The organism is Acidimicrobiales bacterium (assembly GCA_036378675.1).
Taxonomy (GTDB): Bacteria; Actinomycetota; Acidimicrobiia; order Acidimicrobiales; family Palsa-688; genus DASUWA01.
Window position 1 is genome coordinate 15775 of sequence record DASUWA010000041.1, and the last position, 26874, is coordinate 42648.

26 protein-coding genes and 1 tRNA gene are annotated in these 26874 nt (G+C 67.7%); 16 read left to right on the top strand and 11 right to left on the bottom strand.

Features of this window, described 5'->3' with window-relative positions:
* Nucleotides 1-105: 105 nt before the first annotated feature.
* Nucleotides 106-792, top strand: a complete 687-nt coding sequence (locus tag VFZ97_13395; GenBank protein ID HEX6394427.1) for a rhomboid family intramembrane serine protease — start codon at nt 106-108, stop codon at nt 790-792.
* Here VFZ97_13395 and VFZ97_13400 read toward each other — a convergent pair.
* Nucleotides 761-1918 carry a hypothetical protein gene (locus VFZ97_13400; protein HEX6394428.1) on the bottom strand — a complete coding sequence of 386 codons (1158 nt, stop codon included), beginning with the start codon at nt 1916-1918 and terminating at the stop codon, nt 761-763. The two genes, VFZ97_13395 and VFZ97_13400, sit on opposite strands and share 32 nt — an antisense overlap.
* A 183-nt stretch (nt 1919-2101) precedes the next feature.
* Here VFZ97_13400 and VFZ97_13405 point away from each other — a divergent pair, with 183 nt between their 5' ends.
* Together VFZ97_13405 and VFZ97_13410 are read left to right on the top strand one after the other, a co-directional pair.
* Nucleotides 2102-2830, top strand: coding sequence for a VC0807 family protein (locus VFZ97_13405; protein HEX6394429.1), 729 nt, complete (start codon nt 2102-2104; stop codon nt 2828-2830).
* Between the two features lie 39 nt (nt 2831-2869).
* Nucleotides 2870-2942 (top strand) — tRNA-Lys (locus VFZ97_13410).
* A gap of 31 nt (nt 2943-2973) precedes the next feature.
* On the opposite strand, the gene VFZ97_13415 is transcribed toward VFZ97_13410, so the two are convergent.
* From VFZ97_13415 to VFZ97_13440, 6 genes are all read right to left on the bottom strand, one after another.
* Nucleotides 2974-5742 carry a HAMP domain-containing sensor histidine kinase gene (locus VFZ97_13415; protein ID HEX6394430.1) on the bottom strand — a complete coding sequence of 923 codons (2769 nt, stop codon included), beginning with the start codon at nt 5740-5742 and terminating at the stop codon, nt 2974-2976.
* Nucleotides 5730-7505: a response regulator gene (locus VFZ97_13420; GenBank protein HEX6394431.1), complete on the bottom strand. Its 1776-nt coding sequence runs from the start codon at nt 7503-7505 to the stop codon at nt 5730-5732. Before VFZ97_13420 ends, VFZ97_13415 begins: the two co-directional genes overlap by 13 nt.
* Nucleotides 7502-7921, bottom strand: a complete 420-nt coding sequence (locus VFZ97_13425; GenBank protein ID HEX6394432.1) for a response regulator — start codon at nt 7919-7921, stop codon at nt 7502-7504. The genes VFZ97_13420 and VFZ97_13425 overlap by 4 nt, the downstream gene beginning before the upstream one ends.
* A 711-nt stretch (nt 7922-8632) precedes the next feature.
* The gene (locus tag VFZ97_13430; GenBank protein HEX6394433.1) at nt 8633-10051 is read right to left on the bottom strand and encodes a carboxyl transferase domain-containing protein; all 1419 of its coding nucleotides are present in this window, start codon (nt 10049-10051) and stop codon (nt 8633-8635) included.
* A 42-nt stretch (nt 10052-10093) separates the two neighbouring features.
* Nucleotides 10094-10654 carry a M48 family metallopeptidase gene (locus VFZ97_13435; protein ID HEX6394434.1) on the bottom strand — a complete coding sequence of 187 codons (561 nt, stop codon included), beginning with the start codon at nt 10652-10654 and terminating at the stop codon, nt 10094-10096.
* Between the two features lie 31 nt (nt 10655-10685).
* The gene (locus VFZ97_13440; GenBank protein ID HEX6394435.1) at nt 10686-11321 is read right to left on the bottom strand and encodes a histidine phosphatase family protein; all 636 of its coding nucleotides are present in this window, start codon (nt 11319-11321) and stop codon (nt 10686-10688) included.
* Between the two features lie 98 nt (nt 11322-11419).
* Here VFZ97_13440 and VFZ97_13445 point away from each other — a divergent pair, with 98 nt between their 5' ends.
* The 13 genes from VFZ97_13445 to cobA all read left to right on the top strand — a co-directional run bounded on the left by VFZ97_13445 (nt 11420) and on the right by cobA (nt 21567).
* Complete coding sequence (locus tag VFZ97_13445) at nt 11420-11653, top strand: MoaD/ThiS family protein (GenBank protein HEX6394436.1); 234 nt, start codon at nt 11420-11422, stop codon at nt 11651-11653.
* Between the two features lie 86 nt (nt 11654-11739).
* Nucleotides 11740-12267, top strand: a complete 528-nt coding sequence (locus VFZ97_13450) for a hypothetical protein (GenBank protein ID HEX6394437.1) — start codon at nt 11740-11742, stop codon at nt 12265-12267.
* Complete coding sequence (locus VFZ97_13455) at nt 12264-12632, top strand: response regulator (protein ID HEX6394438.1); 369 nt, start codon at nt 12264-12266, stop codon at nt 12630-12632. The genes VFZ97_13450 and VFZ97_13455 overlap by 4 nt, the downstream gene beginning before the upstream one ends.
* On the top strand, nt 12629-13078 hold the full coding sequence (locus tag VFZ97_13460) for a helix-turn-helix transcriptional regulator (GenBank protein ID HEX6394439.1): 450 nt from the start codon (nt 12629-12631) through the stop codon (nt 13076-13078). Before VFZ97_13455 ends, VFZ97_13460 begins: the two co-directional genes overlap by 4 nt.
* Nucleotides 13078-14352: a glycosyltransferase gene (locus tag VFZ97_13465; GenBank protein HEX6394440.1), complete on the top strand. Its 1275-nt coding sequence runs from the start codon at nt 13078-13080 to the stop codon at nt 14350-14352. The genes VFZ97_13460 and VFZ97_13465 overlap by 1 nt, the downstream gene beginning before the upstream one ends.
* Nucleotides 14353-14569: 217 nt before the next feature.
* On the top strand, nt 14570-15391 hold the full coding sequence (gene proC / locus VFZ97_13470; GenBank protein ID HEX6394441.1) for a pyrroline-5-carboxylate reductase: 822 nt from the start codon (nt 14570-14572) through the stop codon (nt 15389-15391).
* Between the two features lie 94 nt (nt 15392-15485).
* Complete coding sequence (locus VFZ97_13475) at nt 15486-15698, top strand: helix-turn-helix domain-containing protein (GenBank protein ID HEX6394442.1); 213 nt, start codon at nt 15486-15488, stop codon at nt 15696-15698.
* Nucleotides 15699-15754: 56 nt separating this feature from the next.
* The gene (locus VFZ97_13480) at nt 15755-16555 is read left to right on the top strand and encodes an SAM-dependent chlorinase/fluorinase (protein ID HEX6394443.1); all 801 of its coding nucleotides are present in this window, start codon (nt 15755-15757) and stop codon (nt 16553-16555) included.
* 27 nt (nt 16556-16582) lie between these two features.
* On the top strand, nt 16583-17275 hold the full coding sequence (locus tag VFZ97_13485) for a redox-sensing transcriptional repressor Rex (protein HEX6394444.1): 693 nt from the start codon (nt 16583-16585) through the stop codon (nt 17273-17275).
* Complete coding sequence (locus VFZ97_13490) at nt 17272-17904, top strand: bifunctional precorrin-2 dehydrogenase/sirohydrochlorin ferrochelatase (GenBank protein HEX6394445.1); 633 nt, start codon at nt 17272-17274, stop codon at nt 17902-17904. Before VFZ97_13485 ends, VFZ97_13490 begins: the two co-directional genes overlap by 4 nt.
* Nucleotides 17905-17945: 41 nt before the next feature.
* The gene (gene hemA, locus VFZ97_13495) at nt 17946-19151 is read left to right on the top strand and encodes a glutamyl-tRNA reductase (protein ID HEX6394446.1); all 1206 of its coding nucleotides are present in this window, start codon (nt 17946-17948) and stop codon (nt 19149-19151) included.
* 15 nt (nt 19152-19166) lie between these two features.
* Complete coding sequence (hemC, locus tag VFZ97_13500; GenBank protein ID HEX6394447.1) at nt 19167-20066, top strand: hydroxymethylbilane synthase; 900 nt, start codon at nt 19167-19169, stop codon at nt 20064-20066.
* Nucleotides 20067-20100: 34 nt separating this feature from the next.
* Entirely contained in the window at nt 20101-21567 is a 1467-nt protein-coding gene (gene cobA, locus VFZ97_13505) for a uroporphyrinogen-III C-methyltransferase (GenBank protein HEX6394448.1), read from the top strand.
* Here cobA and VFZ97_13510 read toward each other — a convergent pair.
* The 4 genes from VFZ97_13510 to VFZ97_13525 form a co-directional block, all read right to left on the bottom strand.
* Entirely contained in the window at nt 21530-22504 is a 975-nt protein-coding gene (locus VFZ97_13510; GenBank protein HEX6394449.1) for a hypothetical protein, read from the bottom strand. The genes cobA and VFZ97_13510 overlap by 38 nt on opposite strands.
* 50 nt (nt 22505-22554) lie before the next feature.
* Nucleotides 22555-23334, bottom strand: a complete 780-nt coding sequence (locus tag VFZ97_13515) for an ABC transporter ATP-binding protein (GenBank protein ID HEX6394450.1) — start codon at nt 23332-23334, stop codon at nt 22555-22557.
* Nucleotides 23331-26243 carry an ATP-binding cassette domain-containing protein gene (locus VFZ97_13520; protein HEX6394451.1) on the bottom strand — a complete coding sequence of 971 codons (2913 nt, stop codon included), beginning with the start codon at nt 26241-26243 and terminating at the stop codon, nt 23331-23333. The genes VFZ97_13515 and VFZ97_13520 overlap by 4 nt, the downstream gene beginning before the upstream one ends.
* A 25-nt stretch (nt 26244-26268) precedes the next feature.
* A partial coding sequence (locus tag VFZ97_13525) for a hypothetical protein (protein ID HEX6394452.1) occupies nt 26269-26874 on the bottom strand: 606 nt, incomplete at its 5' end.

A 26874-nucleotide genomic window follows, 5' to 3' on the forward strand; every position in this document is an offset into this window, starting at 1 on the left:
TGGCAATGCCGAACCTGCGTAAAGAAGGACTCCCGGGAAGCCCCGGTTCGACGGTGGCGCCCCTCGTCGGGGGGGCGTCTGGGGAACACGAGACTTACGCCACTGGTGATCGGTCTGATCGCTCTGAACGTGGCTGTCTACGTGTGGGAGATGTCGACCAAGCCGGGCACGTTCACCGTTGCAGGCAACACCCTCATCTGCCCGTTCCAGCACGTGGCCGAGTGCAAGTACGGGCTTCTCGCCAGCGCGGTCCACCAGGGTCAGTGGTACCGGCTGATCACCGCTGCGTTTCTGCACGCCAACCCCAGCCACTTGATCTTCAACATGTTCACCCTCGCGATCGTGGGAGCACCGATCGAGGCCGAGTTGGGCAAGGCCAAATTTGTGGCCCTCTACCTCGTGTCGGCGCTGGGTGGCTCGGTCGCCTCTTACCTTTTGAGCGACGCGCACGCGCTGGGCCTGGGAGCCTCAGGTGCGATCTTCGGGTTGATGGGTGCGTACTTCGTTATCGCCCGTCGCAGGCGCTGGGACACCAGCGCGATCTTGGCGCTGATCGGAGTCAACCTGGCGATCGGTTTCGTGTCGACTGGAATCGACTGGCGAGCTCATCTTGGTGGCTTGGTGACTGGAGCGGTGGTCGGATTGGCGATGTCGCGGTCTCGGTCGTTGTCGCGCTCAGGGTGGCAGCTCGGACCGGGTGGTGAGATGGCCGTGGGCATAGGGGCCGCCGTCGTGGTCGCCGCGGTTCTTGCTTTGCTCGTCACCCTCCCTCCGGGACACGTGAACCTTTAGACCAGGCGTACCAAAGCGCGCTGTCTGTTTTCCCGGTCAGAACGACGACCGTGGCTCTCGCGCCTAAGGCGACGGATACGCGCTGCAAGGACGGGGGGCTCGCCGACGGCGCGTGCTCCCGGCGCCAGGCGGTCGGCACCCCGCGCCGTCCCAAGTGCGCGGTCCAGATCACGGGAACACCTCGGGCTACTCCCGCAACCACGACACGAGATCCGTAGGCGGCAGCTGTCGTGATCGTCGTAACGGGATCCAGCGTTCCGCCGATGGGCAGCGTTCCCGGGAGTACGGTGGCCTTCGCGACCCTGAGGCTCGAATCGACGAGCCAGACGGCCGGCCTTGACCGACCGCCAGCGGTCGTGGTCCCCGCGACGAGCCAGCCGCCCCCGACGGAGATGATCGCTCCAGCTGTCGAGTGCGACATGCCCAGCTGGCGAGCGCCGAGCCTTGCCCACTGTCGTCCGCGCGGCGAGTACCAAAGCCCGATGTGCTGCGCGCTGGGGTCCTGACGCGTCGGTGCTTCGACGGTTGCCGCGAGGAGGACACCCTGGCGGGTGTCGGCGATCGCCTCGCCTATCGGGGTTTCTCCGCGGTGACCCTCGAACGAGGGGTCGTTCACGCGGATCCAGCCGGTCCCTGTCGGGGAGGTCCAGACAGACGCTTGGGCGTGCCCGCGACTGTCGGACCAGGTGCCGGCGATGAAGTAGCCGTGCGGACCTTCGCCCATCCCCCCGAAACCGACGATGTTCGGGCCACCGAACAGTTCCCTGGATTCGAGGTCCTCTGTCCAGCCCGAAGGCGACGAGGTCCACGCGGACGGGCGGGGGTATCCCTCGGTCGGGCTGGCCCTCGAGCCGAACGCGACCGGACTTTGCCCGGTGCCCGCGAAGTAGAGGATCGTCTCGTTGGGACCGTCGCGGCCGGGAACGGGCTTCATCGGAGCCACCTTCCACGGACCGGAGGGAGACGTCGATTCCCAGATCGCAACCTCGCGGAGCTCGTCGCTCGTCACCAACCCCTCCGGATGAACCTGCTGGGGAGTGGCTACGACCCCGCCGATGAGCCACGGAAGACCGCTCCCTCCCGCCTGCACTGCGTCAACGAATGGCCGCGACCCCGGTTGGCTCACGAGCTGCGTCCCTGACAGTTGTGTCCACGAAACGGCCAGGGAGGAGGGAGACTCCGACACGCAGCCGGGGGCGACCGCCATCAGGAGGGCTAAGAGGGACGGAGCCGCTGACGACGTCCTCCTTCCGGTTGATTTCGGCACCCCGCGATTGTGCCGGGGAAACAAAGCGCGGATAATCGTCGGATGGACCGAGACGGTCCCGTTGGGGAATCGGCCACAGAACTCGTCTACCCGAGCGACCCTCGCGACGGCTGGGAACCGGGGCCGCCGAGCGTGAAAGCGGTCGCCCCGAGCGCCATCGGCGGGGCGATCGTGCCGCTCGGCGTGTACTACGCGATTCGCCACCAGGTGCATGGTGACGCGACCGCTCTCGCGATCGCTGGTATTCCTGCCGCGCTGTGGGTGGGCTTCACCTGGTTGAGGCGCCGGCGCGTGGATCCGATCGGTGCGGTGGTGTTGTTCGGATTCATCGCCGGTTTGACGGTGTCCGCCTCGCTCGGCGGGAACGCGTTTGTTCTGAAGGTCAGAGACTCGGTTTTCACCGCGCTGTTCGGGGTGTTATGCCTCTTGTCACTGAGGTTCATGCCGCGTCCGATGATGTTCTACATCGGCCGCGTGTTCTCTGCGGGTGAAGACCCGGAGCGGATCAACGCTTACGACGCCCTATGGGATCTCCCCCCGGCGCGGCGCACGTTCGCGATCATCACGACGGTCTGGGGCATCGGGCTGATCTGCGAAGCCTCGGCGCGGGTGACTCTGGCGGCAATCCTGCCGACGGGCCCATTCCTGGCTGCTTCGCCGGCGCTGGCCGCCGTCGCGTTCGGCGGGATGTTCGCGTTCACCGCCTGGTACAGCCGATGGTCGCGCGAGAGAGTCCAGGCGCAACAGGCCGTCGGTATGACCGACGTGTGAGCGAGGCCCGAACCGGCGATGGACCAGTAAGGTGGAGTAGGGCCGCTAGCTCATCCGGTAGAGCAGGAGACTTTTAATCTTCTGGCGCGGGGTTCGAGGCCCCGGCGGCCCACTTACACGCCGGAGCCGGAGCTCGCCCTCTGTCAAGCGAGGGCCGGCGCCGTGCCTGAATCCGTTCGGGAGTCGCCGCTGCCGACGTTCGTTGCCGGCACCGACAAGCGGAACACGCTTCCCTGTCCCGGCTTGCTGCTAAGCGTCAACGCACCGCCGTGAAGCTGTACCAGCCGCCTCGCCAAAGCAAGGCCCATGCCGCTTCCGGCCCGATCCTCATGGCCCGCATGCTCGAACGCGGCGAAGATCCGCTCGTGATTCGCAGGGTGGATGCCCGGCCCCGAATCGGCAACTGATATCTCGACTCGATCACGCAAGCGCGACGCGGTCACAGCGACCTGGCCTCCGGCGGGAGTGAAGGCGACTGCGTTATCGACTACCGAGGCGATGGCTCTGGCGAGTCGCCGTGGATCGGCGGTGAAGGGATCCATCGACGACGGCTTGTCGGATTCCTCGAACCTCAGGCGGAAGGTGACGCCCCGGTTGGCGGCCGCCCTCCTGGCCGCCGAAGTCCCCGCCTCGACGACCTCGGCAAGGCAGCACGGACTTGGGCTCAGTTCGAGCCTGCCGGCTTCGGCTTTGGCCAGGTCGAGTATGTCGTTGATGAGAGCGAGGAGATGGCGGCCCGCGGATTCGATGTCGTCGACGTACTCGGCTTGCTTGGAGTTCAGTTCACCGAAGAAGCCCTGCTTCAAGACGTCGGCGAATCCGATGATCGCGTTGAGAGGAGTGCGGAGCTCGTGGCTCATGTTGGCCAAGAACTCGCTCTTGTGGCTGGTGGCCGCGGCCAGCTGCGCGTTCGCGATCTCCGCTTCTCGCCTGGCTTCCTTCTCCGACGCGACAAGGGGAGGCAGGAACTGCAAGAGCCAGCGGGCAATGAGCGCGCCGCCGGCCGTCAGAGCCACCGTGACCACCCACCGGGAGAGCGAAAGATTGTTGTCGGGTTCTCGGACCAAAACGATCGCATAGGTCACAGCCGCGACCACACCGATCGGTAACGCTCTCTTCCATCGGAACGCGGTGAACACTGCGACGCCCATCATCATGAGGATCGTCGACATGGCCGGGGACATCTGCGGGCCGACGGTCCACACGTAGTAGCCAGTGAACGGTACCGCGAACAGCGCGAGTCGATGCACTTGTTTGGCCGTGAACCGGATACGCGGATGGAAGGTGATCAGCAACCCCACCGAACCGATCGATATCCCGAGCCATGGCCAGTCGAGCAACCGAAAGTCCTTGGGTTGTGGCAAGGCCCCGAGTATTCCAGTCGCGACGATCTCCACGACGATCGCGACGCCGACCATACGAGCCCGGTACCGGGCCAGGCCGTCGCGACCGACCAACCACTCGAGGGCACTCGCTTCGTCAAGGATCCCCGGGTCGTCTGCTCCGACCCAACCCAACGGCGCCGGAGCTGCCCCGCCGGGACGTGTACCGGCAGTGCGTGCCGCCGCTGGGAGTGTCAGGACGAATCTGGCTCCCTGCCCTCCCGGCCTGTCCTCAAGGGTCAGGTCTCCGCCGTGCAGTCGCGCCAGGCGGCGAGCTAGCGGAAGCCCGAGACCCGTTCCGAGGGGGTGCGGTCTGGCGTCGTCGGAAGCGCCTTGCTCGTACGCCGCAAAGATGCGGTCACGATCTTCGGCTGGAACCCCCGGGCCTGTATCCGTCACGCGGATGTCGAAGCCGGACCGGTTTCGACGCACTTCGACCTCGACCGACCCACCAGCCGGTGTGAACTTCAGTGCGTTCCAGACCAGGTTCAGAAGTATCTGTTTGACCTTCCGCTGGTCAGCAGTTGCGACGCCGACCGCGCGATCGCATCGCAATACGAGAGAAACGTGCCGGCGGACCGCTTCCTCCCGGCAGATGGCGACACTGTCACGTACGACCCTCTGCAAAGGGAACCGCGACAGCGACAGTTGCTCTTGGCCCTCCTCGATTCGTCCGACATCGAGAACATCGTCGACCAGATCCAGCAAGTGACGTCCCGATGAGCCGATGTCGGTGACGTATTCCACCTGCTTTGGCGACAGGGCGCCGACGAACCCGAGTCGCATCATCTCCGAGAAGCCGATGATCGCGTTCAGCGGCGTACGCAGCTCGTGGGACATCTTGTCCAGAAAGTTGCGTTTCCGGCCGTCTACCGCGGCGAGCTCGGCCCGGCTCATCTCGATGTCGAGCCGCAGCTTTCGCTCGGCCACTGCAAGCCTCGTGAGGGCGGACGCGAACCACACCATCAAGGAGGTGTACAGAGCCGTCTGGGCGACTAGCACGATGACCCTGTCGGTGGCCAGCACGCCGGAGAACTGAGAGGCGAACACTGCGGCGGTGCCCCCGAGGCTGACTGCTTCCACGAGGATCGCCTTGCGCCTCGAGAGGATGATCGGCGTTGCCGCCGCTACGACGACGCAGCCCTGCCCGACGGTGGTGGAGATGCGCGGCCCTGCGCAAAGGGCAAAGAGTGGCACGACTATCGCGGTAACCGCGGCGTACGCGAGCAGGGCCAGCCGCTGCGAGTACTCGTTGATCGCCCGAGAGGCGATTCCAAAGGCGATCAGAGCCACGTCCAGGAACAGCAACCAGTTGGCGTGGAACCCGTCGAGTCCCGGGAAGGCGAACCTGAGGGCGATAACCGCCGGGATGGTCAACGCTCCGCCCAGGATGAAGACCGAGCTCCATCCGCTGATGAGATTGCGGTAGGACTCCGGATCGACGAGAAGCTTCAGTGGCGCGTTGGGGCCCCAAAGGTCAGGGACATCCCGGGCCCGGGCGAGTACCGAAGGGCGATCTACAACTTCCACCTGACCGGAGCCTCGGGAGTGTACGAACAGAACGTTCCAGTGCGGATCGAATTGATGAAATGGCGTCCCAGTTCCGGATTGGCGCCGTCGATCTTCGCCATCGATTGACGGATCCGGTTGGTGACCGCTTTACGGATCCGTTCGCTCGGGTCGTCAGCGCGCCGGGCACGGCCCCCAAGTCCATACGCCGAGCTCAATTCGTGAGTAAGAAACCACAGCTCCTCTTCGGCTTGCGCCGCTCGCTCGAGGTCCCCCCAATCTCGGGCTTCGTCGCGCTCAGCGCGCAGCTCCTCGACCCGTGCCTGGTAGGCGCGCCGCGCCTTGTCGTCGATCATCGGACCGATGTCCGTACCGAGCGACGCCGACTCGAGGCGACGAAGGCCGGCGAGATCCGCGACATGAATTTCCTTGCCGGGAGAACGAAGCAGGGTGGTGATGTAAAGCAGGCCTTTGGAATCGCGAAGTCGCATCGTCCGGCCGCGAAACGTCACCGACCAGTCGTCGCCGTCACGGACGAACGTATCCTCGACAGGCTCCGGGACCGGAGCTGGCCGGGCTCCAGCAACTGCAGCCGCCACCGCCGCCTTCGAAGGCCGCTCGGTCAGTGCCAACGTGGCGAGGCTCGTTTCGCCTGTCGCGCGCACGAGACGCCACGCGGACACCGGGCTTGGAAACCCATGCAGCTCCAATGGCCCCAGGCGCTCGGCCTCGATGGCGGGGCCGGCGGCGAAATGCACTGACTGGCTCAGGAGGATCTGTCCTTCGCGCGCGTGATCGCACAGCCGCGCTGCGAGATTCACGACGCTGCCGACCGGGCTGTATTCGACCCGCTCTCCGGCGCCCAGAACCCCGAGGGTCGCGTACCCGAGAGCAATGCCCACTCCCATGCCCAGCTCGTGTCCTTCTTCCTGCCAATCGGTGACCAGCCTGTCGACCTTGGCGCGCAGGTCGATCGCCATCGCGATCGCCGAGCCGGCAGGGTCGGTGCAGGGGAGAGGGTCGTTGAAGAACACCATCAGCCCGTCGCCCGAGAGCCAGCCCACGGTTGCCTGCTGGCGTGCGGCGCACTCACCCGCCGCTCGGTGGAACGATCGGAGCACCGCCATGACGTCTTCGGGCTCCGCGGCGTGGGCGAATGCGGTGAAACCCCGGAGGTCTGCGAACAGGACCGCAACCTCGGTGCGGTGAGTGTCGAGTAGCCAGCGTTCGTCGGACGAGGTGACCTTGTCTCCCAAGCCCGCAGGCATGAAACGGCGGAGGCGCGAGAGACGCGCGACCTCTTCCACTTTTTCCTGCACTCTCGATTCGAGACCCGCGTTGAGCGACGCCAGCTCGGCCGCCTGCGCCTCCACCCGGTCGTGGTAACGCTTGATCCGCAACAGCGATCGCACCCTGGCCAGCAGCTCTGCGCGGTCGACCGGCTTGCACAGAAAGTCGTCCGCTCCGGCCTCGAGAGCCCTGACCTTCTCCTCGTTGCCCGCGGAGGTCAGCATGATCACCGGCAGGTAGCACGTTCGCGGGTCTTCCCTAAGACGGGCGCAGACCTGCTCGCCGTCGATGCCGGGCATCAGGTAGTCGAGCAGAACGAGGTCGGGTGAACCGGTCTCGACTCGTTCCAGCGCTTCCTCGCCCGATGCAGCTTCGACGACCCTGTAGCCCTGCGACTCGAGAATCCCGCACAGAAGGCGCACAGACGCAGGCGTGTCGTCGACCACGAGTACCACTCCGGCGGCCTCACCGCCCCCGAGGCCGGCGCTGGTCACGGGTCTGGCGGCCCCATGCTCACGCCGCGCCGCCGGCAGAAGCCTGCGACCGTCTGCGAGAACGTGCGGGCGTCGATCGGCTTCGGGAGGTAACCGTCGAAGCCACCATCTACGAATCGGTGCTCGCCCGTGGCACCGCCATACGCGGTCACGGCCACTACTACGAGGTCGGCTGTTTCGGGATCGCTGCGAAGCCGCCGGAGCGCCTCCCACCCGTCGAAGTCCGGCAGCTGGATGTCCATGATCACGACGTCTGGGTGAACGGAACGGGCGAGGTTCACGCCTTCAGAGGCCAGCTCTGCTTCGAAGGTCAGAAAGCCGCCGTACTGGAGGAGGTCACGGGCGAGCTTGAGGTTCTTGTCGTTGTCCTCGACGATCAGGACCGTACGTGGTGCTTCGTGCGTTGATTGGGACATTCGTTGCACCTCCACCGGCGAGGCGCTACGGCGGGCGTAGCGATGCCACGCGCCGGCGGCCGTCGGTTTCCGGTGCTTTTTCGGCTGGCCGGTAGCACTCGCAGGTAGGGGACGAATTTGGACGAAATGGCCATGCGCGCCCGGCTGTAGCGCCATAAAGGCGTAACAGTCGCTCGCGGCAGGCTCGGTTGCCGGAAGATCAGGCTGCCCCCTAACGACCGGCGTTCGATGCCTGCCGCGAGCGAAACGATCGGCATCGGTCCGCCCGAAGGGGCCGGGTGAGCAACCGGTTATTGCGGGGGTGGGCCGATCCGGTCGCCCGATCGCGACGGTCGTTAGGCAGCCCGCTGGCATCGGACGTGGAAGTTAGGCGCGGGCTCGCCCGAAATGTCCGAAATCCATCCGTTCGGCCAACGGTCATTTGCGGCCGGCGCCGGCGCGCCGGCGTGCAGCGATTGGCCAGCGGGCAAGAATGGCCGGCACCTGGGCGTAGCTTTCGACGTCGGGCATGAGAATCGACATGCAAGTGCTCGTTCTCACTCCCAAAGTGAGAGAGGCACTCCCCAAGTAGGGCACACACGCGGAGAAGAACCGCGGGAACCCGGGGAGGGCCTGAGCCACGAGCGGACGGGACTCGTTTTCCTCCGAAGGAGGGACGGTCCGGGAAGTTCGTGGAACCAGGCCGCCCCGAGTTCCAAGCGCTGTGAAGCGCTAGAGCGGCCCGTTCCCGTGCTTGCGGCTGATGATGCGCTCCCTCTTGGAGGAGAGCATGTCGAACGCCGCCGCGACCGCCTTGCGCGTGTCGGCGGGATCGATCACCTGATCGACGAAGCCGCGGGCCGCCGCCACGTACGGGTTGAGGTACTCCTCCTCGTATTGATCGGCAAGCCGGGCCTGGGTGGGCGCGTCCTCTCGACGGTGGAGAATCTGCACCGCGCCTTGGGCGCCCATCACTGCGACCTGAGCGGAGGGCCACGCGAGGCACAGGTCGTTGGCCATCCCCTTGGAATCCATCACGATGTACGCACCGCCGTAAGCCTTCCGCAGGATCAGGCACACGCGAGGAACGGTCGCCTCCGCATATGCGAACACAAGCTGGGCCCCGTGGCGGATCATCCCCCTCCACTCCAGGTCCTTGCCGGGCATGAATCCCGGAGTATCGACGAGGGTCAGAAGCGGGATGTTGAACCCGTCGCAGAACCCAACGAACCTTGCGCCTTTCTGTGACGCGGCGATGTCCAGCGTTCCGGCCATCGACTGCGGCTGGTTGGCGACGACTCCAACGGGTCGCCCACCGATGCGGCACAGCACCGTGCAGATCTGGGGCGCCCAACCCGCCCTCAGCTCCAGTATCTCCCCGTCGTCCGCGATAGCAGAGATGGCCTTGCGCACGTCGTAAGAACCGGTCGCGCTGGTAGGAAGCAGATCTCGGAGCTCGGGGGTGAGCCGGGCGGTCGGATCCGCGGGAACCGACGCCGGCGGCTCGTCGTCGACGTGGTCGGGCAGATAGCTGATCGCGTCATCCACCACCTCGAGAGCGTCGTCGGTGCTGTCGGCGAGCAGAGCGGCAACACCTGTGGTCCGCGCGTGCACACGTTGGCCTCCGAGCTCGTTCGGCAGCAGGCGAAGCCCGGTCATCTGAGCGACCGCCGTCGGACCGGACACGTAGGCGACAGCGTCGGTGGTCATCACGACCAGGTCGGCCATCCCCAACAACAGCGCCGGACCCGACACGGCCAATCCGTACGCGACCATCACCACGGGCACCACGCCCGAGCACGCCGACAGCGCTTTCGCTGCGCGTCCCCAACCATCGAGAGCGGCCACCCCGTCGAATACATCCGCCCCCGACGACGTCAGCACCACCACCACCGGGAGACGCATGTCGAGAGCCAGCCGGGCTCCCGACGCGATGGTCTCGCTGTCGCTCGCAGACAGCGCGCCGCGACGGCTATCTCCGGAGACCCGGACCAGCACGACTCGCCGCCCGGTGACCGGCAGCCGGGCGAGGCCGGCGGTGGCGACGCCGGATGCCTGGGCCCGAACCTTGACCAGCTGCTCGTCCTCGGACTGGCTGGCCGTGGCAGCGGAGAGCGAGGGCGCAGGGGTCGTCGGGGGCACAGTGGTCATCAAGAGATCAGACTGGTGGGCGGCTCCCCGGGTTACCCGCCGTCAGCCCCCGCTTTCGGCGCCCTCGATCCCGCCCTCCAAGCCCCGCTCGGCCCCGCTCGCAACGCCTCCCCCAGACCCGCCCTCAGCGACGTCGTGGTCGAGCCCCCGGGCCATCAGGAACCCGCGAGCTCTTTCGCTCAGCGGGTACCGGTTCACCACGTCCCAGAAAACCGGCCCATGGCCGTGAACGACGAGGTGGGTCATCTCGTGCACGATGACGTAGTCCAGGACCCACGGAGGTTCGCCGGCGAGCCGCGACGAGATCCGGATCGAGCGGTCGACCGGGGTGCAGCTACCCCATCTCCACTCCTGGTTGTCCACCCACCGGATGCTGTCGGGCATCGGAAGGCTGTGGCGTTCGGCGAGCACCCTCGCGCGCTCCTCGAGGTCGATTTCCCGGGTGGCTTCCTTGCGCTCCATCCGGCGAAGCATTACGGCGACCCAGTGCTCCTCCTCGGCCTTGGTCATGGTGGCCGGGATCGACACGCGCAGCACGCCGCCGACCTGACGCGCCTGAATCGTCTTGCGACGCCTCGGGCTTCGAACCACCTCGACCTTCATGGGCGGCGAAAGTAGCCCAGGCCCGTGACAGCTACGCGGACTCGGCAGCCAGCTCGGGCTGTTCGAGGAGGTCGACGGGTTCGATCAGAGAAAGACCGCGCCCATCGTGCTGACCCCTATACCCGGCGAGGTGCCGGATGTGGAGGCGAGGAAGCCCGGCGGATCGGGCGACCGATCCGATCACACCCCCGTGGGTGACCACGAGAAGCGACTCGGCGCCGGCGCGGTCCGCGAAAGCCGAAAGCCCGCGCACGGTATCCGCGATCCTCGTGTCGAACGACCGACGGTCCTCACCTCCTGGGGGCGAAGGGACCAGCCCATCGGTGAACCGCTCGACTTCTCCCGGCCATCGAGCTTCGATCTCGGTCAGGGTGAGCCCGCTCCACTCTCCGGCGTCGTACTCGCGTAGGCCTTCATCGACCAAAGCGGAACCTTCGAGGCCGAGGCTTTGCGCGATCAGGTCGGCCGTCTCGCGCGCTCGCGCCAGATCGGAGCTGGCGACCAAATCGAAAGCTGAGTACCACGGCTGCTGCTCGATTCGAGCCGCGGCCGCGACAGACTGGCGGCGACCTTCGTCCGACAATGGCGGGTCGGCCTGGCCCTGCCAACGTCCGAGTGCGTTCCATTCCGACTGCGCGTGACGAAGCAGGAGAAGCAGACCGGGCATGGCGTGCGAAGGGTACACGGGTAGGGTGAGATCAGGAGACGAACGTGAGCTCAACTCGTGATGAAACTTTTGGACGGGCCGGCCCGAGACCTGTGGAAGTGACATTGCGCCTGTTCGCCTCTGCTCGGCAGGCGGCTGGAACCTCGCGGCTGCAGCTGTTCGCAACGACGGTGTCCGAGGCGCTGGAGGCGGCCAAGGAGAAGTTCGGGGAGCAGTTTTCGTCGGTGGTCGACGGTTCGCGCGTCTGGGTGAACGGTGACCCTGCGGAGCTGTCCGCGCCGCTCAGAGACGGTGACGAGGTAGCCGTCCTGCCGCCAGTGTCGGGAGGTTGAGCCAGAGGCTCCCGGCGGAGGAGTAGTGCGCGATCTCCTCGCGGCACCCGCGGCCGCGGCGGCCTGTGCGGTAGCCTCCCCCGGCGGTGGCTCGACTCGAAGACGTTATGGCACCCGGCTACCTCGAGGGCCTGGGGACCTGGCCCTTGGAAGACCTTCGCGCGCGCAGAGACGAGGCGACCGTTGTGGAGACCGGGCTTTCGTATCTTCGCCGGATCGTGCAGGGCCGGCTCGACATTCTCCTTGCCGAGCAGCGCTCACGGGAGGCTGGCGAGCAGGAGAGTCTCACGGAGCTGGTCGACCAGCTGCCGTCGATCCTGTCGGAGCACGTCCACGCGCCGGGGCTGGGCCGGCTGCCGGCGCTGATGGGGCCCGGCGAGCTCGATCCCGGACTCGAACAACGACTCGAGGAAGCGATGCCCGAGAGCCGGCTGGCCAAGGTGACCGAGGTCGAGCTGCAGGACCTTTCCGTCGGGATCAACCGCCTGGTCGAGCTCGAACGCGAGATATCCGGGCTCCGGCGGTCGGTGTTCGACGTTCTGGACCGGTTGCAGGAGGAGATCGTTCGGCGATACCGCACCGGCGAAGCGACGGTAGACAGCCTTCTGCCGTGACCGGGCGGCGGCCGCGGATGGTTCTCGTTGTCGATGACGACGAGATGATCCGTAGGTTGGTAAGAGCCGTGCTGGAAGCAGACGAATTCGAGGTGGCCGAGGCGCGCGACGGGGAGTCGGCATTGACGCTCGCCTCTGAAGTTCATCCGGCCATCGTGGTGCTGGACATCATGATGCCGGGGATCGACGGAGTCGAGGTCTGCCGGAGGCTCGACCACGAAAGGGTCAAGGTCGTCGTCCTGACCGCCAGAGACGACCCGCGCTTGGAAGAGGAATGCCGAAAGGCCGGGGCCGACGCCTTCTTGACCAAGCCGTTCTCGTCGATCGAGCTGCTCGATCTGGTCGCGGAGTTGCTGGCCGCGTGAAGGACCTGCCCGATCCGTGGCGAGAGCTTGGGGAGTTCATCCGGGAGCAGCGCTCCGTCGCGCGGTTGTCGGTCCGGCGCCTGTCCGACATGGCAGGTATCTCCAACCCGTACTTGAGCCAGATCGAACGTGGACTGCGCAAGCCCTCGGCGGAGATCCTCCAACAGATCGCCAAAGCTCTCCGCATCTCTGCCGAGACGCTTTATGTAAGGGCAGGCATCCTTGATCCTCACGAAGGCGATGGCGACCTGAGCCGGGCGATTCTCGGCGATTCGTCGCTGACCGAGGAGCAGAAGCAGACATTGTTGAGGATCTATCTGTCATTCCGGCGCGAGAACGATGCCGGCAGGCCGCCTCCACCCGTTGACCCAGTCGTTGGCACCCCCGAGGACGCCCCTGCAACGAAGGGGGCCGAGGTGGTCGCAGAGGAGGCGGGAGCCACCTGATGCCGCGCCTGGCCGTTCTGTCGATGCATACCTCGCCGCTCGCGCAGCCTGGAACCGGCGACGGCGGCGGGATGAACGTGTACGTGCGCGAGCTTTCGGCAGCCCTCGCCCGGTCGGGTGCGGAGTGCGAGGTGTTCACCAGGACGGAGTCGGTCGACTGCCCGCCGGTTGTCGAGGTGGAGCCCGGTTTCCGCGTGCACCACGTGCCCGCCGGCCCGAGAGCGACGGTCGCCAAAGAGCACCTGCCGGGGCTCGTCGGCCCGTGGACCCGCGGGGTCGCCGCGAGGCTCGAGTCGCTCGCCGCGGCGGGAAGGCCGGTCGACGCGATCCACGCCAACTACTGGCTGTCGGGGATCGCGGGGCACGACCTGAAGCACCAGCTCGACCTGCCGCTTCTCGTCACGTTTCACACCCTCGACCGGGTGAAGGCGGATGCAAGCCCCGAAGAGATCTCCTCGAAGGAGCCCGCCCGGCGAGCGGAGGCGGAGGCGGCGGTGGTGGGCTGCGCCGACGCAGTCGTGACGTCCTGCACCGTCGAGGCGGAGCAGCTGGTGGATCTGTACGGAGCGGACCCGGACCGGATTGTCATCGTCGCCCCGGGTGTGAACCACGCCTTCTTCAGCCCCGGTGATCCGGGCCAGGCGCGGCGGGCACTGGGCCTCGACGCCGGCAAGCCGGTGGTCCTGTTCGCGGGGAGGATCCAACCGCTGAAGGGGCTGACCGTTGCGGTCGACGCCGTGGCGTCGGTGCGGCACGCCGGAAGGGCCGCCGGGGCGGACCGGCTCCGGGATGCGACCCTTGTGGTCCTGGGAGGGCCCAGCGGGCCGCACGGTGACGAGGAGGTGCGCCGGGTCAAGGACCGGATCGCCGAGCACCGCATGCAAGGAGCGGTGAGCCTTCTCCCGCCTCAGCGGCACGAGATTCTGTCGACCTTCTACCGAGCGTCCGACGTTTGCGTCGTGCCGAGCCACTCCGAGTCGTTCGGGCTGGTCGCCCTGGAGGCATCGGCCTGCGGCATACCCGTGGTGGCGTCTGCGGTGGGCGGGTTGACGACGCTGGTGGATCACGGCCGAACCGGCTTTCTCGTGGACGGGAGGGCCGCCGACGACTACGCCAAGCCGCTGGCGGAGATCCTCGACGACCCGTCTTTCGCGCGCTGGTTGGGGCGCGCGGGCGCTCAGCGGGCGGGCGCTTACACGTGGCAGGCGGCCGCGTCGGCCCTTTGGGAGCGAGTCGAAGAGCTCACCAGCGCCGTCCTGGTCGCCTGCGGCTAGCCCGCCACTACCCCTGACCTGCGGTTCATCCCTGCGCGTGTTTGAGCCCTTGCTGGGCGCCCTGCCTACCGATACTCTCGCCTTGCCGCCGACCCGGGGGCGTCCGCGGGACACGTTCGTTCGGGGAAGTGCGAGCGGCCCGAGTTCCAACCCGGGCGGCGGCACCCGAACAGCAATAGGCCAAAACGCAATATCCCAAACCCAATATGGTTGCGCCATGGGCTCGGCCAGGTCGTTGCTGCTGGTGGGCGGAGGGCGGATGGGTGAGGCGCTGATCGGCGGCCTCATTGCGCACGGCTGGGCGCCGGCGAACTCGATGTCCGTCGTCGAGCCGGTCGAGGCTCGGCGCAAGGAGATCGTGTCGCGCTACGAGGGAGTCTCGGTGTTTCCAACTGTCGCTGAAGTCGCCGGCGCGGATGCGGTTCCAGACTCGGCGGTCCTGGCGGTGAAACCGGCTGACGCCGAAGCGGCGTGCCTGGCGATGGCCCCTCTGGGGCTGGGAAGGGTGCTCTCGGTCGCCGCCGGTGTGACGATCTCGAACCTGCAGGATTGGTTGGGGGACCCGACGGCGGTGATCCGGGCGATGCCCAACACGCCAGCACTGGTCGGCGCGGGTGCGGCGGCGGTCGCGGGGGGCTCGAGCGCCGGGCCGGGTGACCTCGAGTGGGCCCGAGGCGTCCTGGAGGCCGTGGGGACGGTCGTGACCGTCAACGAGCCGGCCCTCGACGCGGTGACCGGTCTGTCGGGGTCCGGGCCCGCATACGTGTTCCTGGTGGCGGAGGCTCTCATCGACGCCGGGGTGCTGGTCGGCCTGACCCGCCCGGTCGCCAGGCTGCTGGCCGTACAAACCCTTCTCGGGTCGGCCAAGATGCTCGCCGAGACCGGCGAGGAGCCGTCCGCCCTGCGAGCGCAGGTCACCTCGCCGGGGGGCACGACGGCCGCCGGGCTTCGGGCGCTGGAATCGGCCGGCGTACGGGCGGCGATCCTCGAGGCGGTTGCAGCCGCGACCGAAAGGTCACGCCAGCTTGGCTCCGCCTGAAGCCTTCCCATTTGCACTGGAACCCCAAGGTCCCCTCTTTTCACACGACTCCCACTGACGTACTCTCGTCGCGCGGAGAAGGGTGGTATTTGACGTGCAACGAAAGCCACAGGCGCCGAAGGGTGAGGCCAAGCCCCCCTATTTGACCGTCGCCGAAGTAGCCAGCCAGCTGAGGGTGTCGAACATGACGGTGTACCGGCTGGTCCAGTCGGGCGAGCTGGCGGCCGTGAGGGTCGGCCGCTCGTACAGGATCCGGGAGGACGACGTGGATCGCTTCCTCGCCGCGCGGTACATCCAGGCCGGCTGACCGACCACCCGCACCACCCGCCCGACCGCTCCGGTCGCGTCCGGCCGGTCCTGTTCCTGAGCGACTACGGCCTAGACGACGAGTTCGTCGGCATCGTCCACCGGGTTATCCAGGCGACCGCCCCGGGCGTCCCCGTCATCGACCTGACCCACGGGATCCGTCCCCACGACGTGCGCGCCGGAGCCCTGGCCCTGTGGCGAAACGCGCCCTGGTTGGGCGGATCCGTCGTCCTCGCGGTCGTCGACCCAGGCGTCGGGACGTCGAGACGGCCGGTCGCAGTCGAAGTGGCGACCGCACGCACGGTGCTCGTCGGGCCCGACAACGGACTCCTCCTCCCCGCCGCCCACGCCCTAGGTGGCCCGTCCGCAGCCGTGACGCTGCGCCGGCTTTCGCCCCGCGCGGGCGTGCCTCCCGGGTTGGGGTCGACCTTCGACGGCCGGGACCTTTTTTCTCCGGTCGCAGCCCGGATCGCCGCCGGCGAATGCTCCCTCGACCAGATCGGCGACCGCGTCGACCCGGCGTCGCTCGCCGGCGACCCCGTCCCGGTTCCCGGCCGGGATGACCACGGGCTGCTGCGATGCGAGGTTCTGTGGATCGACCGTTTCGGGAACGCCCAGCTCAACGCCCAGCCCAGCGATGTCGCCGGTTGGGGCGGCGGGTTGACCGTCGCCGCCGGCGCCGGGGTGGCGGTTCCAGCGAGGCTGGTGCGGGCATTCGGCGAGCTCGGGCACGGCGAGCTCGGGTTGGTGACCGACTCGTACGGGCTGCTCGCACTGACGATCAACGGCTCGACGGCCGCGGCCGGGCTCGGCATCTCGGAGGGGGATCCGGTGTGGATCGGGCCGGCCGGGGACTAGGGACCCGCGCCAAAGTACGATTTGCACATGGGATCCGTCAGGCGGATACCGCAGGCCACCGTTGCCCGCCTCCCGCTCTACCTGAGGGCGCTCGAGGAGTTCGCGGTCGAGCGGGCGGCGACCATCTCCTCCGAGGCCCTTGCCGCCCGCGCCGGGGTCAACGCAGCGCAGGTCCGCAAGGACCTGTCCTATCTCGGGTCGTACGGCACCCGGGGGGTCGGCTACGACGTCGCCTACCTGGTGCGGGAAATCAACCGGCAGCTCGGCCTCGGCGAGGCACGCCGGGTGGCGATCATCGGGGCCGGCCGTCTCGGCCAGGCGCTCGGCGGCTACGGAGGGCTGCCGGCGAGGGGCTTCCAGGTGGTCGCGGCCTTCGACAACGACGCAGGGAAGATCGGGATGCCGCTCGGCTCCGTCAGGGTCAGCCCGGTGGCGGACATGGCGGAGGTAATAAGCGGAGAAAGAGTGGCCATCGCGATCGTCACGACCCCGGCGTCCGCAGCCCAGTTGGTGGTCGACGAAGCGTTAGCCGCCGGGGTGAAATCGATCCTCAATTTCGCTCCCACGACGGTGTCGGTCCCGGCCGGCGTGGCTCTGCGCCAGGTCGACCTGGGAATCGAACTGCAGATCCTGAGCTTCTACCAGGAGCACCAGGCGGCGTCGGCCGCCTCCCAGGTACAGGGGTTTTCGGACCCCGCCGCGGCGTGGGTGGCACCGTGACGGCTCTGCCGGACGCGCTCTACCCGGTGAACCTGGTCGTGACCGGGCGGCGGTGTGTGGTGGTCGGGGGTGGAGCGGTAGCCGCGCGGAAGGCCGACGGCCTCGTAGCAGCCGGCGCCGACGTGGTGGTGATAGCACCGTCGATAGACCGGTCGATCCGGGACCGGCGCGACGTTTCGATCGTCGAGCGCCGCTACCGCAAGGGCGACCTGGACGGTGCCTGGCTTGCGATCGCCGCCACCGACGATCCGGCCGTCAACCGCCAGGTCCACGACGACGGAGAGGCGGCCCGGGTGTGGGTGAACGCCGCGGACGATCCGCCGTCGTGCTCCTTCACGCTCCCCGCGGTGCTAAGGCGCGGGCCGGTTCAGGTCGCGGTGTCGACATCGGGCCACAGCCCAGCGCTCGCCGCCTGGATCCGCAGCCAGATCGCCGGCATCTTGGGACCCGAGGTGGCCCTGCTGGCCGAGTGGCTTTCCGAAGCGCGCGAGGAGATGAAGGCTTCGGGGCGGTCTACGGAAGATGTCGACTGGCGGACGGCGTTGGATTCAGACATGCTCGAACTGATCCGGTCGGGCCAGATGGCCCTAGCACGGGAGCGCCTGCAGGCTTGTCTGTCGTCGCAGTAGGTCTCAACCACAGGACTGTGCCGTTGTCGGTGCTTGAGCCGATGACCGTTCCTTCCGCGCTCCTTCCCAAGGCGCTGCACGACCTGTCCGCGAAGGACAACCTCAGCGAGGTGGTCGTCCTGTCGACCTGCCTGCGCACCGAGGTTTACGCGGTGGCCTCGCGTTTCCACCAAGCGATGTCGGATATCCGCGAGTTCCTCTCCGCCTGGAGCGGTTTGCCGCCGGAGGATTTCGCCGGCCACTTGTACGAGTACTACGACGATCGGGCGGCGAACCATCTGTTCACGGTGGCTTCGGGGCTCGACTCGGCGGTCCTCGGCGAAGGCGAGGTGCTGGGCCAGGTCGGGGCCGCGTGGGAGGCCGCGCGCGACGAAAGCACGGCCGGCCCGGTGCTGTCGATCCTCTTCCGCCACGCGATCGAAACCGGAAAACGAGTGCGATCCGAAACGGCCATCGCCCGCGGCACGACGTCGCTGTCCCAGGCGGCCGTGGCGTTGGCGGGCGAGCAGCTGGGGACTCTGTCGGGCCTGACGACGCTGGTGATAGGGGCCGGTGAGATGGGCGAGGCGATGGCCCAGGCTCTCGCCGGCGCGCTCGACGATCAGGGACAGCTTCTGGTAGCCAACCGGACCTGGAGCCGCGCGACCGAACTCGCTGCGCGTTGTGGCGGGCGGGCGATCGAATGGGGCGGTCTCACGCAGGCCCTGACGTATGCCGACGTCGTCCTCGCGTCGACCGGTTCGCAGGAGTTCCTTCTGGTTGCAGGCGATCTCGAGCCGTTGCTTGCCGAGCGTTCGGGAAGGCCGCTCCTCATCGTCGACATCGCAGTCCCGCGCGACGTCGATCCGTCCGTCGGGACCCTTCCGGGCGTGACCCTGTTCGACATGGAGGATCTCGCCGCGTTCGCGACCAGGGCGGTCGAGGGACGGCGGGCGGAGATCCCTCACGCAGAGGGGATCGTCGCGCAGGAGCTCGGGCGATATCTCGAGATCTCTTCGCAGCGCCAGGTGGCCCCCATCGTCTCGGCGCTTCACGAACGCGCCGAGGAGGTCAGGGAGGCCGAGCTGCAACGGTTCGCCCGCCGGCTGGCCGGCCTGTCGCCCGCACAGCAACAGGCCGTCGAGGCCCTGAGCCGGGGGATCGTCGCCAAGCTGCTCCACGACCCGACCGTCGCGGTCAAGGCAGCCGCCGGCTCACCTGCCGGCGAGCAACTCGCGCAGACGCTGCGCCAGCTGTTCGGCCTCTAGTTGGTCAGCGCGTAGTTGGACAGCCTGCGAGTCGCGACCCGAGGAAGCGCGCTCGCCCGCTGGCAGGCGGAGGAGGTGGCCCGCCTGGTGCGGGAGGCCCGACCCGGCGCGCGCGTGGAGCTGGTGGTCGTCGAGACCATGGGGGACAGGCGCGGCGACGTTCCCCTCTCGGAGATCGGCGGGCAAGGGGTCTTCGTCAAGGAGGTGCAAGCCGCGGTCCTCGAGGGCCGAGCCGACCTGGCGGTCCACTCGGCCAAGGACCTCCCGTCATCGACTTCTGCCCCGGGGCTGGTGATCGGCGCGTTGCTCGAGCGCGCCGACCCGCGGGACGCGCTGGTCGGATCGACTCTCGACCGGCTCGCGGCCGGTGCCACGGTCGCGACCGGTTCGGTGCGCCGGCGCGCCCAGCTGGCGTGGATAAGGCCCGATCTCACCTTCGCCGATCTACGCGGCAACATCCCCACCCGCCTGCAGAAGGTGCCGGCGGGCGGCGCGGTCGTGGTGGCAGTGGCGGCGTTGTCCCGCCTGTCGCTGCTCGACCGCGCCGACGAGATTCTCGACGTGTCGGTGATCCTCCCGCAGGTGGGCCAGGGTGCGATCGCGGTCGAGTGCCGGGAAACGGATTCCGGCACCGTCGAGCTTCTCGCTGGGCTGAACCATCGTGGAACATCGGTCGCCGTCGAATGCGAGCGTGGTTTTCTGGCCCGCTTGGGAGGGGGATGCGACCTTCCCGTCGGCGCGTACGCTCGCGCGGATGAAGCCGCGATCACCGTCGAGGGCATGCTCGCATCAGCGGACGGCCGGGTGATGCTCAAGGCGACGCGGGGTGGACCGCTGTCCGCTCCGGCGCAGTTGGGCCGAGAGCTCGCCGAGGAGCTCCTGGGCGCCGGCGGGGTCGAGCTCCTGGCCGGGTGAGCCGCTTGCCCCGACTCGGCCGTGTGAGGTTGCGGTGACCGTCTACCTGGTTGGGGCCGGCCCGGGGGATCCGGGGCTGTTGACGCTTCGAGGGGCCGAACTGCTCCGGCGTGCCGACGTCGTCGTCCACGACCGGCTCGCCGACCCGAGCCTCCTCGACCTGGCGTCCCCAAGCGCCCGGCGGGTCGACGTAGGGAAGGCACCCGGTGGCCCGGTGCACCAGGACGAGATCAACTCGCTTTTGGTCTCGGAAGGTCGCGCGGGCCGGACTGTGGTGAGGTTGAAGGGGGGGGACCCCTTCGTGTTCGGCCGCGGCGGCGAGGAGGCCCTCGCGCTGCAGGAGGCGGGAGTGGAGTTCGAGATCGTTCCGGGGATCACGTCTGCAGTTGCCGCGCCCGCCTATGCCGGTGTGCCAGTTACCCACCGCGGCCTGTCCACGTCTTTCACCGTGGTGACCGGGCACAGCCGGCACGCGGTCGACCAGGAGACCAACTGGGACGCGCTGGCGCGGGCCGGCGGGACCATCGTCGTGCTGATGGGCGTCGCCCATCGCGGGGAGATCGCCAAGCGCCTGATGGACGGCGGGCTCGCCCCGGAGACGCCGGTGATGGCGGTCCACTGGGGCACCCGGCCCGAACAGGCCTCGGTACGTGTGCGGCTCGACGAGCTGGGCGAGACGCATCTCGAGCCTCCCGTGACCATGGTGATCGGGTCGGTCTCCAGGCTCGACCTTCGCTGGTACGAGGCGATGCCGCTGTTCGGCAAGCGGGTCGTGATCACCAGAGCCCGGGCGCAGGCCTCCGCTCTCGGCGCCCGGCTTCGTGAGCTCGGAGCCCGTCCGGTGGAAGTCCCGGCGATCCGGGTGGATCCCCCCACCGACGGTGGTGCCGCTCTGGCTCGGGCCGCTTCTGCTCTGACCGAGGGCGCTTACGGGTGGGTCGTGTTCACGTCAGCGAACGCCGTCGACGCACTGATGGAGCGGATCCCCGATTCGCGCGCGTTGGGGTCGACGTGCGTGGCTGCCGTCGGACCTGCGACGGCTGAGGCGTTGAGGCGCTACCGGATCGTGGCCGATCTGGTGCCCGACCGCGAGCACGCCGAAGGACTTCTGGAGGCTTTCCCCGACCCGCCGGCGCCGGCGGGCTCGGTCGTGCTCTTCCCTCGGGCCTCCGAAGGACGGGAGGTACTGGTCGCCGGGTTGGAGCTGGCCGGCTGGGAGGTAGACCTCGTCGAGGCATACCGCACCGTTCGGGAACCGTTCGACGAAACGATGTCGAACGAGGTCGCGTCCGCAGACGCGGTGTGTTTCGCTTCCTCGTCGAGCGTCACCGGCTTCTTGGAGGGGTACGGCCGATCAGCATTGCCGCCGGTTGTCGCGTGCATCGGGCCGGCTACCGCAGAGACCGCGCGGCGGGCCGGACTCCGAGTCGACGCGGTCGCGGACCCTCACACGATCGACGGGCTCATCGATGTTCTGATACGGGTGCTGGGGTCCGGCTAGTCGCCGACCGGCCCGCGGCCATCCAAAGACCGGCTGCGATGATCAGCCCGACGAGGAATATGACCCCGACCCACGGCCGGGGACCGGTGCTCGGCGAGGCCGACGCCACCAACGCGGTGCCGGGTGTGGCCGGGCTGGTCGTCGGCTTCGGATTGGTGGTCGAATTCGGCTGTGCAAGCGACGGCGACAGGGCTGCGCTCGGCGCCGGTGAGACCGGCAGACCCGGCACGGACGGGGCCGCGGTTCCGGTGTCCCCTTGGATCGCCGACCCCGCAGCAGCCGGCGCGCCGGTCCCTGTCCCGGTGATCGCGCTCGACCCGTAGCTGCCGGAGGATCCGCTGTCGGCCGGCGTGGCGACCGCGGTGTCGGCCGGCGATTGAACCTGCAGGGACTGGGCGTCGGGCTGCGAGAGCACGACGCGATCGGCAGGACTCGTGGGCAGGATGGCCACTCCCGGCGACGCGGACGAAAGCAGGCTGGACACGTCGAACTGGTAGGAGCCGGAAGCCGCGGTAGCGGTGACGTTCCTGGCGCAGTTGTAGGAAGGCGCATCGGACATGGGGCCTCCTTCCTCGGGCTGGAAATTCTGACTGGTCAAGGGGCACAGCTCGAGCGTGCTGGAGGGGGTTGTCGCGGAATTGGGGGCCACCGTCAGCGTGAGCCTTCCTGCGGTCGCGCCGTCCGGTAGGACGTAGGTGAGCGCGGCGAGGGCGGCGGCGCCGGCGTCCCCGGCCCCGGCGGAAGACATCGGCCCCCCCTCGACGAGCAGGCCGTTAGAGGGGACATCCGGAGGTGCCGGTGGCGCTGCCGGCGCGCCGAGCCCTCCGACGTTCCCTGGATTGGCCGACGTCCACCAGCCTTGCGAGCTCGGAGCGTCGGCCCTCGCCGTCGAGCCGAATCCGAGTGAGACTGTGGCGACACCAGCGGACACCAACATCACCATCAAAATTGATCGCCTTAGATGTTTCCTCGGCGGGTGCACCCGGCTCACCCGCTCGCGTCGCCGAGGAACACCGCCCTCGCTATGTCATCCCGCTCGAGCAGCTCCGCGGTGCGGCCTTCGAAGCGGATCTGCCCTTTTTCCATGAACACCGTCCGCGGGCACAGCTCGGCAGCGATGTTGAGGCTCTGTTCTACAACGAGCAGCGCGACTCCGCTGCGATGGATTCGTGACACGATCTCCATCAGGTCGCTGACTATGACCGGGGCAAGCCCAAGCGAGAGCTCGTCGATGCAAAGCACCTTCGGATCGAGGATGAGCGCCTTGGCGAGGGCGAGCTGCTGCTGCTCGCCTCCGGAGAGGTAGCCGGCCGGCTGGGACCTGCGCTCCGCGAGCCGGGGAAAGGTGTCCATCACCAGGTCCCGGCGCTCCCGAACCCACGAGCGGTTCTTCCGCACGGTGAGCGCCTGCATCTGCAGGTTCTCCTCGACGCTCATGTCCGGGAACACCGCCCTGCCTCCCGGGATGAGGACAAGCCCGCGGGTCACCTTCCGCTCCGCCGGCACGTCGGTGACGTCCTCACCGTCGAAGATCACCCTTCCGCTCACGGGCGGGTCCAGGCCGGCCAACGCGCGTAGCAGGGTGGACTTACCGGCACCGTTGGTGCCGAGAAGCGCCAGCGCCTCTCCCGGCCACAGGTCGATTGACACGCCGAACAGGACCTGCGTACGTCCGTAGCAGAAGTCCAGGTCGATCGCGCTGAGGATCGGCCGCACCAACTCGGTAGTCGGGTCCTCCGGTTGGCTCCCGGTTGACGCGATCGTCATCGCGGGTCCTTCGGAGCCGGGTTCTCCGTGGCCGGGTCTTTCGGCGCTTGCCGCGGGACTGTCCGGCGAGATCTCGCCGCTCCGTTCGAACGGTTCCTGCCGTTCGGGCCGGTGGTGGCGACGGATCTGATTCGCGCGCCGCCCGCCGGGCCGGATCGCCCGATGGCGACCTCGTCGGTTCCCAAGTAGCTGGCAATCACTTCAGGATTGCCGCGGACTTCCGCCGGGGTTCCCTCTGCGATGACCCGCCCGCTTTCCATCGCGTAGATCCGATCGCAAAGCCCCATGAGCATTGGCATGTCGTGCTCCACGACGACAATCGCGCAGTCGAGCTCGTCGCGGATGCGGCGCAGGATCGGCGGAAAGATCTCCGTTTCCCGTTGAGCCACTCCAGCGGTCGGCTCGTCAAGCAACAGCACCCGCGGCCGGGCTGCGACTTGGGCGGCAAGATCGCAGACGCGGCGGGTCCCTGTGGAGAGATCGGACACGAGTGTGTTTGCCCACGGCCCCAACCCGAATCGTTCGATGATCTCTTGCGCCGAGCGTTCGGTGTCTCGCTGGGCGCGCATGGCCCACGGGAAACGCAGAATCGCAGCGGCGAACCCGTACCTGTTGTCGCTTCGCAACGCCACCTGGATCACGTCCTTGACAGTCAAACCGGGGAAGAGCATGGCGTCTTGGAAGCTGCGTCCCAGCCCGTGCAGCCACCTCATGTCAGGCGCGAGTTCGGACACGTCGACGCCCAACAACTCAACCCGCCCGCGTGCAGGCAACTGCCCCGACACCGCGTTGATGAGCGTCGACTTGCCGGCGCCATTGGGTCCGATAAGGCCAACGATCTCGCCTCGCTTGACCCTGATCGACGCGTCGTCGACCGCTTTCAGGCCTCCGAATGACACTCGCAAACCCTCGACGATCAAGGCATCGGCGACATCGGCTCCCTCGGTGGCTGCTCGGGGTCTGGCGGCTTCCTGGTCCGCCACGCGCTGCAGGAACTTCTCCCAGGCCTTTTGTGCCGCTCCTGCGATTCCGGTCGGGTAGCTGAGCATGAGGATGACAAGACCTCCGCCTCCGATCAGAAGCTCTAGCTCGATCTGGGCTCCGACACCGAACACGCCGACCAGATGGGGACTGATGAAGAAGGCGTTCATGTATATGAGCACCGACGCCGCCACCGCTCCCGACAGTGACCCGAGACCACCGATGACCGGCACCGCCAGGATCGCCAACGAGAGCGCAGGGTTGAACTGGCTCAGCGAAATGTTCTGCCACGTGTCGGCCCACAGCACCCCGCCCGTCGCGGCGATGAAACCGGAGATTCCCAAAGCCGCCAGCTTGACCGTCGCCGGCGTGAGGCCGAACGTGAGGGCCGCGGATTCGTTGTCGCGCACCGCAAGGATCATCCGGCCCGGGAGGGAGCGACGGAGAGCGGACGCGCCGAGCAGAGCGATCGCCAGGACTCCGAGTGACAAGTAGTAGACGGAAAGCTTGCTCGACGGCCTCCCGAGGCCGTACAGCCCGGGAGACAAAACGGGAAGTCCGTAGGAACGCGAGGAGCCGAACCAGTCCTGCTTGAACAACCATTCGTAGCTCACGGTGCCCAAGCCCAGAGTCGTGATTACGAGGGTCAAACCGCGGATGCGGAGGGCCGGAAGCCCGACCACGACCATGATGAGAGCGCCGAGCAACCCGCACAGGAAGAGCAGAACAGGAATGGAGATCCCGTGCGGCGACAGCCTCGCCGTCAAGTAGGCGCCCGCCCCGATCAAGGCGAAGTGACCGAGGCTGATCTGGCCCGCCCAACCGACGAGCATCGTGATCGATACTCCGAGCAGCGCGTATATGAGAACGAGTGTCAGATCGAAGCGCCGGTAGTCAGGACGGAAATACGGCAACAGCGGGAAGATCAACCCGAGGAACAAGCCGAACATCGCCAACAGCGAGGTTTGGTTGCGCACGAATGCCCGTCCGGCGACCAGCTCGGGGACCCGCAGTGGCGGGCGTTCGGGTATGACGCTGCCGCTCGTCTTCACCGCCGCGGCGATGACCGGGGCGCGGACGACGAGGATCGCGAGGATCGCGACGAATACGGCGAAGTCGGCTTCTCCTCCGCTATGAGACCAGTAGAGGGTCAACTGCTCGACCAGCCCCAGGCCCAGTCCCCCGACCAGCGCGGCGGGTATCGACACGAAACCCCCTGCCGCGGCGGCGCCTAACGAGCGAAGCAGCAGGTCCGGTCCGAGCGAAGAGGCGTCGAAGCTCGGCTGCGACGGCGCCTGCACCACCGCGGTGACTGCAGCCAAAGCGCCGGCGACACCCCAAGTGACCATACTCACCCTGGGGATCGACACTCCGACCAACCGGGCGGCATCGGGGTTCGACGCCGCCGCGCGGATCATCCGCCCCATGGTCGTGTACCTGAGGAAGGCTGCCAGCGCGGCGACCACGATCGGAACGAGGATCAGCACCAGGATGTACTGGCCGCCGAGCACGACCCCTTCGATCTTTACGTGGCTGCGGAACGGCAGCGGGTACTCCTGCAGCGTCAGCTTCTGAGTGTTGGGGCCGAAAGCAGGGATGAACTCGAGCGCGGACAGCAGCTGGGCGACCCCGACCGTGACGAGTAGCAGCGCTACCGTGCTGACGGACCTGGCGCGCAGAGGGCGGATCACGAAGCGCTCGACCAGAAGGCCTGTCGCGATGCCGACAGCGATCGCGAACGGAAACGCGGCCCACCAGGACCAGCCCCAGTCGATGACCATCTTGGCCAACAGGACGGCCGAGTAGGTACCCATCTGGGCGTGGGCCAGGTTGATGAAGCGGTTGGCCTTGTAGACCAGCACCAGCCCGACCGCGAGAAAGCCGATGCTGAGCCCGCTGATCAGTCCGAGGACGATCGAAGCCCCCATCGTTAAGCCTCCCCCGTCCCGGTCACTAGAAGGTGGGGTGCCAGGTTGGGTCGATCACCTTCCAGCAGGTGCAGGAGGCGTAGAACTCGACCGTCCACCAGAAGTCGCCCCCGGCCACCTTGACCGGGGTGTACGGGCCCGGCGTTGTGTATATGGAGTCCGCCGTCGAATAGGCCATGTTGAACCTCCCGACCTGTCCCAGGCCGGTGGCCAGGCCGACCCGGGTCAGCCCGGGGTCGCGCGAGGCTGCCACGGCGAACAGCTCGAACAGGTTGCAGTTGTTCCCGCCGAGGAACGGGCCGGTGACATAGGACCCGGGCAGGCCGTGGCGGGTGAAGAGGTTCACGCAGGCCTCCGTGGGGGCGTCGACGTTCAAGCCCGGCGTTGTCGTCTCGCCGAACTTCGTATCGGTCGTGACGATCGTCCCGTCGAAGTTGTTAGGGTCCGGTCCGGTGCCGCCGGTTGCGGTCACCATGAAGCCGTTGTAATTCGAAGCCAGGTAATGCGGCTTGTAACCCTGCTGCTGGGCGGCGGTCGAGAACTCCTTGAAGCTGCCGCCCCCCGTGACCTCGACGATGTTGGTGACGTGCCCCAGGTTGTCCTGGGTCGCGAAGTTGCTCATGTCGCTGGG